The 13790-nt window shown below is 47.5% G+C and carries 8 protein-coding genes and 1 pseudogene; 7 read left to right on the top strand and 2 right to left on the bottom strand.

Annotated features, from left to right (window positions below):
- The 3 genes and pseudogenes from UF75_RS10935 to UF75_RS29055 form a co-directional block, all read left to right on the top strand.
- The coding region (locus UF75_RS10935; protein WP_045574637.1) for a helicase-associated domain-containing protein at positions 1-1503 on the top strand (1503 nt) is incomplete at its 5' end.
- 167 nt (positions 1504-1670) lie between these two features.
- A pseudogene (ligD, locus tag UF75_RS10930) lies at positions 1671-4128 on the top strand (DNA ligase D).
- Positions 4129-4363: 235 nt separating this feature from the next.
- Entirely contained in the window at positions 4364-4546 is a 183-nt protein-coding gene (locus tag UF75_RS29055; protein ID WP_197079374.1) for a hypothetical protein, read from the top strand.
- A gap of 369 nt (positions 4547-4915) precedes the next feature.
- Here UF75_RS29055 and UF75_RS10920 read toward each other — a convergent pair whose 3' ends face one another.
- Both UF75_RS10920 and UF75_RS10915 read right to left on the bottom strand, forming a co-directional pair.
- Entirely contained in the window at positions 4916-5218 is a 303-nt protein-coding gene (locus tag UF75_RS10920; RefSeq protein WP_045574635.1) for a type II toxin-antitoxin system RelE/ParE family toxin, read from the bottom strand.
- The gene (locus UF75_RS10915) at positions 5205-5477 is read right to left on the bottom strand and encodes a type II toxin-antitoxin system Phd/YefM family antitoxin (protein WP_045574634.1); all 273 of its coding nucleotides are present in this window, start codon (positions 5475-5477) and stop codon (positions 5205-5207) included. Before UF75_RS10915 ends, UF75_RS10920 begins: the two co-directional genes overlap by 14 nt.
- Before the next feature lie 316 nt (positions 5478-5793).
- On the opposite strand from UF75_RS10915, the gene UF75_RS10910 reads away from it, so the two are divergent.
- From UF75_RS10910 to UF75_RS10895, 4 genes are read left to right on the top strand one after another with little or no spacing between them, the layout of a single operon-like run.
- Positions 5794-6876: a Wadjet anti-phage system protein JetD domain-containing protein gene (locus tag UF75_RS10910; RefSeq protein WP_045574633.1), complete on the top strand. Its 1083-nt coding sequence runs from the start codon at positions 5794-5796 to the stop codon at positions 6874-6876.
- A gap of 20 nt (positions 6877-6896) precedes the next feature.
- Positions 6897-8507: a hypothetical protein gene (locus UF75_RS10905; RefSeq protein ID WP_045574632.1), complete on the top strand. Its 1611-nt coding sequence runs from the start codon at positions 6897-6899 to the stop codon at positions 8505-8507.
- Positions 8504-9211 (top strand): DUF6063 family protein, encoded by a 708-nt coding sequence (locus UF75_RS10900; RefSeq protein WP_045574631.1) that lies wholly within the window; start codon positions 8504-8506, stop codon positions 9209-9211. Before UF75_RS10905 ends, UF75_RS10900 begins: the two co-directional genes overlap by 4 nt.
- The gene (locus tag UF75_RS10895) at positions 9198-13607 is read left to right on the top strand and encodes a hypothetical protein (RefSeq protein WP_045574630.1); all 4410 of its coding nucleotides are present in this window, start codon (positions 9198-9200) and stop codon (positions 13605-13607) included. The genes UF75_RS10900 and UF75_RS10895 overlap by 14 nt, the downstream gene beginning before the upstream one ends.
- Positions 13608-13790: the final 183 nt, after the last annotated feature.

The raw sequence follows: 13790 nt of genomic DNA, 5'->3' as shown, positions 1-13790 counted from the left end.
CCCCCCGTAAAGAAGCTTAAGCCGAAAGCTTGGCCGGACTATTTTGCCAAGATGGATTCTGTGGAGCGAATTCTCTTTGCCTATATGGCCTATACCCGACCGGAGGATAGAACTATCGATTATTTTTGTAGTTATGATCACGATGATTATTATAGTTTTTGCTATTTAGATTGGAATGTTACAGGGTTAGGCTATCAAGGAGTGATAAGGCTTCTCACTAAATGGTTTAAAATTGGCTTTTTGTCGGAAGGACGTCATCCTAATACTTTTAGTTTTAAAGAAGAGGCTGCCCGATCCTTTTGGCGGTTTCTCTACCCTCAAATCCAATTTGATGATGTCGTTAAACCGCAAGAATCTTTTTGGGCAGATTTACCGAGCACCTTGGATAACCTTTTTAAGTTTCTTCTCTTGGTCGAACAGGGAGATGTGCTTGTCACCCATAGTCACGAGATCAACAAACACTCCTTAAAACGTATTTTGGCCGCCTTGACTGAGCCGGCAGGATCGGTCAAAGAATTCAGCCCAGAGAGCTATTTCTTCTGGCTCTTTGCCATGGCCCGACGTTTCCGTCTGTACGGACAAAGGGGAGATCGTTTGGTGTTGACGACAAGGGGAGAAGAATTGCCCGAGAGTATTAAAGTGGAAGACTTGCTTTGTATGATTTATCCTGAGCACTTAGAGACAATTCGGAATAAAGGCTTTTTCCTGGTACTGCCCGTCTTATGCCGCTGTAACAACTGGACAAGCTGGGGTTATATGGTCAGTAAGCTGCTTTCAGAGGACAATGTGTGTAATCTCTTAAACTATGAAACCGTCATCAGCCTTCTCGACCCACTGCGTTTTCTGGGCTTATTGGATTGGGGCAAGTATGAAAAGGATATTTTGGTGCGAGTCACTCCACTAGGGCAGTTGGTACTAACGACATTACTACAAGGGCAAGAACTTGATAAGGATATCGAGATCAAGATCCTGGTAGACCAAATCTATCCGATGAGCGGTCCAGATACAGCCTATGTCCAACCTAACTTCGAAATCTTGCTGCCCCATTCTGCTTCTTGGACTGCCCGCTGGAAACTAAGCCAAATCGCTGTGCTTGAGCAGCAGGATCAGATGCTTAGATACCGCCTGGATAAAATCTATCTCCTGAACGCTTTGAAACGAGGGATGCCGGCGGAAGAAGTTCTGCCAACCCTAAAAACCTTAAGCACGTATCCTTTGCCTGATAATTTGGTTCTGACGGTTCAGCAGTGGGTTGAGTCCTTTGGACAAGTCACTTTTCTGCAGCTCAGCCTCTTGGAATGCTCCTCACCGGAACAAGCGGCAGCCATCGCCTCGGCGCGTAAATACCGGCAGTATGTGCTGGGCTTATATAGCCCGACGGCAGTCATTGTTCGCGAGATCGAGAAACTGCGTAAAATACTTGAAAAACAGGGCATCTACCCTACACCGGGGGTTTTAGATGGAGAGAGTGTTGGCAAGACGCGAAATGATATAGAGGTATAACTGCATTCTGATCGTTTCAAGGGGAAGGCAGACATGGCGGTCACTGTGAAGAATACCCCAGTGGGTATCTGATTGACAGGAAGCGCATGGGAAACGACCGGATACTTATAATTCAATTGGAAACAATAGCTACGAAGGTGAAAAAGAGAAGGAACCGGCGTGATTATATGACCGCAAAACTCAACGAATACAACCAAAAAAGGAATTTTGCCAGAACCTTGGAACCGGAAGGGATAACAGAAGTTGCCCAAGAGGGTCTGAGGTATGTCGTCCAGCACCATCTGGCACGCAGAGATCACTACGATTTCCGCCTGGAATGGGACGGAGCTCTATTGAGCTGGGCAGTGCCCAAGGGCCCTTCCTATGATACACGGGACAAGAGGCTCGCCGTACGGGTGGAGGAGCATCCTCTGGAATACAGAAACTTTGAGGGGACGATTCCCAAAGGGGAATATGGCGGCGGTGTGGTCATGCTCTGGGATGAAGGGTACTGGGAACCCTATGGGGATGTGGAGGACGGACTCCATGCAGGTGTGCTGAAGTTTGTTCTGAACGGACGCAGGCTGAAGGGCAAATGGGCTCTGGTGCGATTGAAAGGGAAAGCGGGCGAGAAGCAGGATAACTGGCTGTTACTTAAAGAAAAAGATGAGTATGCCAAAACTGCCGACGGGATTTCTGAATTTACCACCAGTATCAGAACCGGACGCACCATGACGGACATTGAAGAAGGGGAAGAGGAAAAGATCACGAGCAACCCCTTCAGCAGTGCCGGCGTGCAGCTGGCCCAATTAGTCCATACCCCTCCTAAGGGTGAGGATTGGCTTTATGAGTTGAAATACGACGGCTACAGGATACTGGCCTATATTGAAGGCCACAGCATCCGGCTTATCACCAGGAACGGCAATGATTATACCCAACGCTTCCGGGATGTCGCCTCTTCCCTCGTTGAATGGGCTCGCGGCAGGGCGATGATTCTGGACGGCGAAATGGCCATCACCGACGCAGCGGGCAAGACGGATTTTCAGGCACTGCAGAACTACATGAAAAATCCCCAGGCTAAAAACCTGACCTATATCGTCTTTGATCTCCTGGCCCTGGATGGAACGGACCTTCGGGGACACCCTCTGCTTGACAGGAAGGAAACCCTGGAAGCTTTGCTGCAGGATGCCCCCCAAAACCCTCCACTACAGCCGGCATGTGAGAGGAAACGGCCAGGAAAGTTTCCGAGCGGCCTGTGAGGCAGGCATGGAAGGGATCGTCGGTAAAAAAGCGGATTCCGCCTACAGCGGCGCAAGAAACGGGGACTGGATCAAACTTAAATGTGATCAAAGGCAGGAATTTGTGATCGGAGGATATACCCTAACTGATAGAAAAACCAGCGGGGTAAGTTCCCTGCTCCTGGGCGTTTATACAGACGGGGAATTAGTCTATGCCGGACGTGCCGGCACCGGTCTGAGCGAAGCAGACATGAAAGAGCTGGCGGGAAAATTTGCGGACCTACAGAGGATGGAGCCCCCTTTCCAACTCGCGCCCAAGCCCAGGCCGAAGGAAAAGATCACCTGGCTCGAACCTGAACTGGTCGCGGAAATAAAATTTGCCGAATGGACTGCAGAGAATCTGTTAAGGCAGGCCAGCTTCAAAGGCTTGCGGAGGGATAAGAATCCCAGGGATATTAAAAAGGAAAACGCAGATGATGATAAAGCGGATGAGGAAATACAGCCTCAATCAGCCGCTCAAGAAACGGTGAGAGTCATGGAAACAAACACCAACGGGATCATCATTGAAGGAATTAAGATCAGCAACCCCGACAAAGTGATCTTTGCCGACTCTGAAATCACCAAAGGGGATGTGATCCGTTATTACGCTCAGGTAGCAGAGCGCATGCTTCCGTATGTAAGCCGCAGGATTCTCAGCATTGTGCGCTGTCCCAAGGGCATCTCCCAGACCTGCTTTTATAAGAAGCATCCCGGTCCGGGCAGCAAAGAAATCGTGACTATCCCTATTGCCACCGGTGGCGGAGAAATGGAAGACTACTTCTATATTGAGAATACATCCGGGCTGATCGCCGAAGCACAAATGGGCACACTGGAATTTCATACCTGGGGAAGCCGTGTCGACGAGTTGGAAAAGCCTGATCTGATGGTATTTGATCTGGATCCGGATGAAGGAATAGACCTGAGCAGGGTGCGCCAGGGTGCGCGGGATGTGAAAAATATTCTTGCCGAACTTTCCCTGAACTCCTACCTCAAGACCAGCGGCGGCAAAGGGTACCATGTGGTCGTCCCTTTAAAACCTGCCGTTGCCTGGGATGGGTTTCACAATTTTGCCAGGCGCGTTGCCGAAGTGATGGAGCAGAAGTGGCCAGACCGCTACACAAGCAATGTGAGAAAGGCCAAACGTACCAACAAGATCTTCATCGACTGGATTCGCAACGGCAGAGGTGCTACCAGCATTGCCCCCTATTCCCTGAGAGCGAGGAAAGGGGCAGGGGTGTCCATGCCCATCGCGTGGGCTGAACTGGACTTGGTAGCTCCTGACGGTGTCAATATGGCGGAGGCGCTCCGCAGGATCGGCGGCAATGATCCTTGGCAAGATTTTTTCCGGAATAATCAGCAGCTTAAATGAGCAGGCGCGAAGATAAGAATACAGCATAGTTTAGTTATGAATTCATTTCTAAGCAAAGGGGGTACCGGGCTCAACCGGTATCTTTTTTGTACTGGCAGACCCCCATGCCAAGGTTCGGCACCATGAATGATGAAAAGGGGTCGAACAGGTGCGCGGGTAGCTTCTCGCACATCCGTTCACTCAGCGCTCCAGGGCTCGCGCACGATTCGTTCACTCCTGTGCGAGAAGCTACCTTTTGGGTCTTAGTTTTTTCAGGGCAGAAAGTATAACTTCGGTAATACTTTCTGCAGGTCCCTTCTCGCCGACTGGCGGCTCAAGCCGGTTTACTGAAGGGCTATCAGGTCGATGCCGAGAGGGAAAGATTGCTGGCTTCAGCGTTGGGGAGATTGTCTTTGCTGAATTCCAGGCGCTGGATTAATTTTATACAGAAGATCCTGCCGGAAATTCTTTTAGGTAAAGGTTCTTTAGGGCATTCATTGACCGCGGTGGAACGGACAATGCTAACCATGCTTCACTATACCTTGTGGGGCAAGGGGCTGAGTGATCTGGGAAAGAGGTTTGCTTCTATAAGAAGAGGCGATATATTGGGTCATTAATGATCCGCGGCTTTACCAGGAACTGATGGATTTGCTGGAGATGTTTTTACGGATTTTAATCGAAGTGTTGATATCTGAAGATTTAAAGAATCAGGGCTGAACAAGGAGGAAAGAACCAATTACATGATGACGTTAAAAAAGCCAGAACGCTTAAACCGTTCTGGCAGTCACCTATCAAACAACCGATAATTTTATAACAAGAATTCGTATTTCCTTCGACCATATAGTATTCGCCGTATTTGTACTGCGTTGCCGCTCACAATAAAGAATACTACATAGTTCTGCACTATCAGCAAACGATATTTTTTCGCACGAAGCACAGTATTCTTTGCCAGTGAACAGCGCATGGGCATTTGTTCAAGAGAAGCGATGCCATCGACAATTTCATCATAGATTTTAATAGCAACCTGCGGTGAAAGCTCATTTAGATAATTAATAATATCCTTTAGATCTTGCTCAGCTGAGGGAAATATCGTCAGTTCATACTTTTCCATGGACATAAGCCCTCAACTTTTTTGTTACTTCAAAAAAGTTCTTTCCTTCTGCACCGTTTGCAATCTCAACCTCAGCTTCAGCCAGCTTGCTATAGAGTTCAATTAAAGTCTGCTGTTGCTCATAGGTTTCGATACTCATCACTACCATATCCCCTTTGCCGTTCTTAGTTATGAACACGGGTTCGCGTTCGTTATGGCAGAATTCAGAAATCTCGTTAGCCTTATTGCGCAAATCAGAGATGGGACGAATATTTGGCATAGTCCTCGCTCCTCGTTCTCAATATTTGTGCATTTATTATATCATAATTTAGAGCAAATATATATTTATATATTACCAAAGATCTTTACATGTGCTTATTTTGCCTAACAGCCTAATACAGGAATGAAGAAGACCTTGAGCCCCAGTTATACTATAGGGCTTTATTTTATTTACTTTGGCAAAGATAATTATATATAATCAAGGCAGACCCACATGGGCAGGATTTTGCCGGATAATCTCGAAGAAGTGAGAATTACTAAATCTAAATAGAGAATCAGATAATCTGTCAAACAGGATGCGTTAAGAAGGGATAGATATGGAACAAATCGAAAAACTCCTGAATCATGTCAGCAAAACAGTTACCGATCTGGAACTCCAGCAGATCCTCGGGGAGTCAGATTATCCTCGTTTTCAGGGTGAAGTGGAAAGATTGGTAGGATTCGGAGTAATTGCTCCGGTAAAGGCTGCAAAAAAGAATGGACGACTGCCGCCTCTGTATAATAAATATAAAATTATTAAGCCCCAGGAGGATTATACCTCTTATCTTGAGTCCATTCGCCGGCTTAATCCTGAGCTTAGCATTGCGGGTTATTTGCAGAGGCCGGAGGTTTATAAAAAGCATCAGCAGATCGTTGAAGGAATCAGCAACTATCTGTGGTTTGCTCAGGGTTTGTTAGACAAACCCATGTCGCGCAAGGAGCGCTCCTTTTCCGTGTGGGGCAGGGAGAAGCTGTTGGATGAGCAGATATCCTTGGTTAAAGACGTGCTGAGGTTTAATAGTCTGGCGGAGGATTTCCTTAATTATTATGACACTCCGGAGCCATTTTTTGAATATCGACATGATCGCGGCCAGCTCACGACAGTACTGGTTATTGAAAATAAGGATACCTGGTTTACCTTGCGGAAGCTAATGCAGGATACGGGAAAAAACTCCTTGGCAGGTACGGTTCTCCAGGTGCTTTTGTATGGGGAAGGGAATAAAATCACGAAGCCGGGAGCTTTAGAGGAATACAAGGCTGCCATGTTGGGCGGGGAAGGACAAGCTACACGCTTTCTTTACTTCGGGGATCTGGACTGGGAAGGTATTCGGCTATTTTTTCGTACCCGCGAAGCCAATCCGTCTCTGGAATTAAAACCCTTCGCTGCCCTCTATAGTCTTATGCTGGAACTTGCGGCAAAGCACGCAGAACGTCAAGAATTACCTAAATCACCCGATCAGCGCGGTGTGACCGGTTCGCTCTCTGAATTTTTAGCAGCTTTGGAACTTGCCCAGGGGGATAATCCCCTGAGCACGAGCACGAGCTTAGCGGGTGGCTTTTTAAAGGACTTATTAGCTGAGGGCAAGTACATCCCTCAGGAGATTATCAATTATCAGGTGGCGGCGGATCTTCTCAAGTAGTAGGAACGGGGTTGAAACGAGTGGCGACGACAACATTTGAATTTTTGGAAGGCTTTGAAAAGAGGATGCAGCTGGTCGCTGCGATTGACTCCATTATCAACCGCACCAATCGCAAGATGGAGTTTGAGCGATTGTTTGAGCCTGGGCAGCTGGATAATATTATTCTTTCCGTCCTTGTCTTTATCATGGAAAGAACCTTAACTGAGGATGAAGAGTGTACAATGGACAGCCTCGCCCGCTTTGTTGCTCAGATCCTCCCTGAGTATTCCCTAGCCCTGTCCCCTGAGGTTGTGCGCAAACTGACGGAATACATCATCAAGGACATCCTGCAAAACGGAGGGGAAGCGCGCTACTATCCCGTCATGAACTACGGGAAGGGTATGGAACAACTCCGGATTCGTCTGATCGATGATAAGCTCATCGACGATCAGCGGGGCTATGTGCTTAATTATCAGCTGACGGATCAGGGCTATGACCTTCTCTTCCGAACCAAAGAAGTGGAGGAGGAAATCAGTTTTACGATTGAAGAACTCAAGCTTCGGGAACTGATTAAGCGCAAAAACTACAGGAAGGCCATTGGGCAAAGCGCGAACCTGGTGCAGATGATCCGGCAAAAAAAGAATGATGTCCGGCAGTTCGTGCAAAAAGTTCGGGAAAACATTTATGAGGTAAAGATCGAAGAGTTTGAACGGCTTGTAACCGGCACCTATACCTTGCTTGAAGAGGAATACAGCATGATGGGTGAGATTCGCTCCATGATTCTGCTTTCCGAGGAGCGCCTTAAGGAAGAGGAAGACCTACGGGGGGCCTTGGATGAGCAGATGATTAAAGCTCGCTCAGAGATTGGCATTATCCGTAGAAACATCAACCTAACCATCAGTGAGCAAAAGGAATTGATCATGGAACGTCTCAGCCTGTCGAGAATTTATAAGGAAACCATTGCGGATTCCTTTGCTCTGGCCAGAGCTCGCTATTATGACTTTGAGCAGGTCATCCTCAAGCCCTTGGAGCAATGCCCAGAGGAAAAGCTGCCCTCTCTCTGGCAGCTTCTTAATCCTTTACTTCGGCCTAACCCGGATCGGATTCTCAACGTGCTCAGCTTGTTTGAGCGACAAGCACGCCTTAAGCAGGAAGACGAAGGCACCCCCAGTATCCTCCTGGAGGAGCTGGGAGAAGATATGGAACTGCGCAAAATCTCCAAAATCAATGATCGAAATCTGGAATTGTTAGGCAGTCTGTTGGAGTTTGCTGACCGCAAAAGGGAATCCTTTCGCTTGAGTGAATTGATGCAGGATCTTGAGACTAAGGCAGAAGTCTTTAAGGAATTAACGGAGGATGATCTGATTTTCAAAACCATGCTCAAGCTCTATGATCTCCAGGTGATTGATCTGAGTAGATGGAGGGAAGAGCAAGAGGAGGTAGTGGCCAATGCTACAGGCGAGCTGGATGTCAGCTATTGTTTGTACCGCCTGGAATATGTCCACCCGGACTTATTTGGAATTAAGAGAATCGAGATCAGCAAACCTGATGAAGAGGTATATGAACAGGAAATCCTAACTTATATCGGGCAAGAGAAGCTGAGCAGGCGTATTGCCATCAGTGATTTTTGGATTGAGGTGAGCTTCCAGTGAGTGAGATAAAAACAGCCCTGAAGATTTACCGCAAACTCCTGGAGAAGGGGCAACTGGATCGAGAAAGTGAGGGGGATCTGTTCCTGGAATTCCGCAATGTGGAGGTTAGGTCGATCTTGGCGGAATTTGAGGAGGAGCTGGAGTTTAAAGTCATTGAAGTGGCGGGAAGTCTCTATTTGCTTCCCCATAGCGGCAATGGAGTTTTGGGCTACACAACCAAGGATTTGCGCGAAAGCGTTGCCACGGATGCTAAGCTTGTCGATGCCTACTTGCTGAGCTATATCTCCATGTTCATTTTGTACTTATTTTACGGCGGACGGAACCGAAATCCGAAACAGAGGGAATTCTTACGAATCAGCACGTTGATCGAGGAACTGGACAGGCGTTTTGAACTGGCCTTAAGTGATGGAGAAGAGGGGAAAGTCCTGGAGGAAAAATACGCCCTGAATTTTACCCGCATCGCTGAGCTGTGGGCCAGTAAGCAGGATTTTGAAGAGAGAGGCCGCAAAACAAAAACCGGTACGATTTTGAATACCTGCCGGCTCCTGGAGCGTGAAGCCTTGCTCAGAATCGTGGATGATGACCGTGAGCTGCGGCCCACCAGGAAGCTGGATGACCTGATGCTTAATTATTACCTGGATGACAGCCGGGTAGAAGAGATTAGAGAGTTCTTCGAAGGAGCGGTATCTAATGCCCAGAATTAATCGGATCCGGATCATTAACTTTTCCTACAACAATGACCTGCGGCATATTCAGGATGAAACCTTTAATTTCCACGGCGGGGAAAATGCCTTGCTCAGTTTAGCCAATGGCGGCGGTAAAAGTGTTCTGGTGCAGCTGATCTTTCAACCCATCGTGCCCGAAACAAAAATCCAAGGGCGTCGCATCAACGCCTTTTTCCGTAAAAAACGTTTACCGGCCTATGTCCTGATCGAATGGAAGCTGGACAGTGCCGGCGGTTATTTGCTGACAGGCCTGGGAATGGTTTCGGCAGAGGTATCAGGGATTGAGGATGAGAAAAACAGAGTGAAGTATTTTACCTTCACTTCTCAATATACGGGCTCCAACGCCTTCGATCTGGCTAATATTGAACTTGTTAAGCAAACGGGTAATATCCTGGAGATTAAACCCTTCAAGGAAGCCAGGGAGATGATGATGGAAAAGGAGAAGAAGGACCCCTATCTCTTTGGTTGTTTTTATGATGATGACGGGGAGCGCTACCGCAAACGCTTGGCTGAGTTTGGAATTGCTCAGGATGAGTGGAAAAATATTATCGCCAAAATCAATGACAGTGAAGGCGGTTTAGATGAGATCTTTCAGAAGTATAAAAACTCCAGCCAATTATTAAATGAATGGATCATCAAAACCATCGAGAAGGTGATTTATAAGGATCGTTCCGAGGCCCATCGGTTAGAAGACATGTTGGAAGGATTAGTGCGGGAGGTCATTGAGAACGAGCGCTTTATCTTAGAAAAACAGGTTCTCGATGAATTCCTGGTTGGATACGGAGAACAGGTCGGTGCCTTAGTTGAACTTCTCAACGGTCTGGAAGAGCAAAAACGCTTGGCAGGAAAACTGGCGGCTCTGAATCGTCATTTAAACACTGAAACAGACCAGCTCCAGGAAGACCAGGAGGGCAATCAACTTGAATTAGGTGATCTCAAAAAGGAACAGCAGCGGATCGACCTGGAAGAACGCTCTCATGCTTACTGGTTGAGACACGAGGAGCATAACCAAGCGGCCCAGGAACTGGCTGATGCTGAAAAAAGCAGTCTGGATAACGAGGAAAAGCTGGAGGCGGCTAAATTCTCCGCCAAAATCATGGAGGCAGCCGGTCTTAGCCAGGAGATTGGTTCAAAAAAGGCTGACCTTTCCGGGATCCAGGAAAGGCTGGAAGCTTCTCGTTCACAGCTGGGTACAGATCAGAGAATGCGCGATTTGGAATACTCTCTTAAACGGTTGGCTCAGGAAACGTTGCAGGATCTGGAGCTGGCTTTAGAGGGCTTAAGCGGGGAAAAGACGGAGTGGGACAAGAATTTGCTGCAGCTCAAGACGGATGCTCGTAATCTGGATCAGGAATTAAGAGGATTCATAGGCGAAAAAGGCGGTCTTCAGCAGCAGGTAAAACAGTATGAAGCCCAGGAACGGGAGGTCAGAGGGAAGCTCAAGCTTAATCTGAACAGGAACCTGCTGGGAGAGTTAGCCCAGCAGGACATTGAGAAAGCCAGACTGGGGCTGCAAAAGAACCAAGTGGATTTGGCGAGCAAAGAAGTGCTTTTGGCTGAAGAAAAAGCTGAGAATGTTCGGAAACAGCAGGATGTGGAGCGGGAGAGCCAGGAACTGCGGGAAGCCAAAGCTGAGGAAGCCAATTCATTAAACCGTCTGAATGAAGAGATTGCCGCCTATGAGCAGCAGGAACAGGAAGTCCTGGGCATCCTCCATAAATTCGGCTTTGTTGCTGAACTCAGATTTGACCGGGAACGTCTGCACACCTTGTTTAATCAACGACTGAAAAACCTGGATCAGAGCCTGGAAGAAGCAGTCCGGATGCGGGACGAGTCCACGGAATCCCTTTCCTCCCTTAAACAGGGGAGACTGCATATTCCCGGAGAAGTCGTCTCCTTACTGGCTGCTAAGGATATTCAATATGATACGGGGGAAACCTATCTGCGCAATCTGTCCCCGGACATCCGCCAGAAGCTGCTGGGGGAAAATCCTGTTTTGCCTTATGCCCTAATCCTGGCCAAGGAGAGCATTGAACTCCTGGCTGAGGCTATGAATCGAATGACCCTGCGACGTGTTCTTCCTCTGATTGCTTATGAGGATTTGGGCAAGAGCATAATTTCTATGACAGAGAGAATGGTTCAGGCCGGTGAAGGCCTAACTTTAGTTTGTCTGTATGAAGGCAGGGTCTTTAATAATGAGAGCCTCGTTAAACTGGAAGAAGAACTGAAACGAAAGCAAACTGAGGCCTTCGAGCAGTATGCCCATTATTCAGAGGAGCGCAATGATACGATTGCCAAGCAAGCCATATGCGGGCGTTTTGTCTATCCGTCGGAGCATCTCTATCTGCTGGAAAAAAAGAAAACAGCCGCCGAAAAGCAGCTCAAGGGGATTGCCGACAATGTGTCTCTCCTGGAACAGGAAAAAGAGAATCTATTCAGAGCCCTGGAAAAACTGGAACAATCCCTCAAAGAAACAAGCGAGAATCGGCAAAGGGCAGAGGCTGCCCTTACCCTGTTTGAGTCTTGGCTGGAACGGGAAAAGGACTATCAGACCTGCCGAAAAAGGCTGGGAGAAGTTATTGAGGGGATTTCCAACGCCGATAGAAAAAAAGCGGAACAGACTTTGAACATCGAGAACCTTCAGGAAGAGCTCAAGAGAGTTGATTACGCAATCGATCGGAAAAAAAGGGAGACTCAAGAAATCCGGAAAAAGCTCACCCTCTATCAGCAGGCCCCGGTGGCGGAAATCGTCGAGGGGAGTCTCGAAGAACTGGAATCCAGGCTGCAAGGTCTAAAGGCGGCCTATACAGGAGAAATTGAGTTTCTGGAAAAACGCCAAAAGGACCTGCAGTTGGACTGTGCTAAAATGGAAAAAGAACTGGCCAGGTTGGGTTTGGCGGAAGAGGATTATCGGGGAGTAGCCTTTGATGAGGGGAAAGCCGAGGAGATCAGTTCGGAAATGAATGAGCTTGAAAAAGCAAGAAAGCTTCTGCAAAGGGTTACCTTTCAAGCCGGTCAAAAAGCCAGCGCTGCAAAAATAGCCTGCGACATCGCTGCCGAAGAAGTGAAAAAGCTGGGAGCGGAATTTCCGCTTGGCCCCGAAGAGATTAAAGGAGATTTCCAGAGTCGGCGTCATAAGCTATCCGCCGAGTACACCCGCTTGGATCAGGAGCTCAAGCAAATAGCCTTAAAAATTAGCGCCTATAACAAGCTGATGGATCAAATTACCCCTGTTCTTAAGGGCGTGAAGGCTGAACCTGAAAAGGGCTTCCAGCCGGAAGCGGATCTTAAGGCCCAAACCGGCAGATTAGCGGAAAGCTTCCTTACTTTCCAATCAGCCAATCGGACCAAGGCCGATACCCTTAGAAATAATTACCGGGGGCTTAAAGCGGAATACCGGGAGAAAAATGCCAATATCAGTAATATCTTTAAGGGGCTGGACCTGCTTTGGGATAAGCCAGATATGGACTATGATGAGTATTTCTACCTTTATGAACGCATGGGTCAACATCAGGAAAAACTAGGGGAACTGATTAAGCTGCATGAAAGCCTGCTTTCCAATTTGGAACGCAACAAAAAGGATATGATTCAACAGAGTTTGCTCCAAGGGATGCGCTTTTACGAAGAAATTGAGTGGATATCAGATCATTCCAAGGTGCGCCTGCAAGGAAAAAACAGACCGGTGCAGATGCTTAAAATTGAGCTTTCCCTGGATTCCAGTGAGGCAGCCGGGGGGCGGATGAAGGAATACATCGAAGAGTGTATTCTCCAGGTGCGTGACGAAACCCGGCAGGAAAAGAGTGAGGCGGACCTTAAAAAAGTAATCGCCAAATTAATGTATAGTCGTGAACTCTTGAATGTCTATTTGGGACATTCCAATATCCCCGTTAAAGTCTTTAAGATCGATCTTAACATGCAAAATAGTGGCTTAAAGACCTGGGAAGACGCCATGCTGGAAAACTCAGGCGGCGAAAAGTTTGTCGTTTACTTCTCCGTTCTTTCAGCTTTAATGGCCTATACCCGATCTCGTACCCTGGAGGCAGCCGGCGCTGATGAAGACAAGGATTCCAGCGTATTAGTCATGGACAACCCCTTTGGTCCTATCTCCTCAGAACATCTGCTTAATCCACTCTTTGAAATTGCCAAAAAACACCGCACCCAGCTTATTTGCCTTTCTGATTTAAAACAAAACTCCATCATGAATTGTTTTAATTTAATCTATATGTTAAAAGTCAGGACCAGTGCTATCGGCAGCAACGAGTACTTGAAATTCGAAGAACTTGTGCGCGATCAAAGCGCAGTGCAAAATGATGAGAAACTGGAAAAAGCTATCTTCCGGGTTTCGGAGCATAAGCAGATAAGCTTGTTTGAATGATAACGTAAAAAGGTCAAGGGAATAGTGCTTGCTGTTACTCTGCCGGATATTAGAGCTCGAGAAACCTCTTCCGAGCAGAATCCCGCTATATAGCAGTGAGCATGACAATTATACCTTTTCAGAGGACGGCCATTGTAGATTATAGAATGAAAGGATTAATAGTATGAAGAGAAATTGGATGAA

It is taken from the genome of Desulfosporosinus sp. I2, from assembly GCF_000960765.1.
GTDB lineage: Bacteria > Bacillota > Desulfitobacteriia > Desulfitobacteriales > Desulfitobacteriaceae > Desulfosporosinus.
This window is presented reverse-complemented; position numbering and strand designations above follow the sequence as displayed.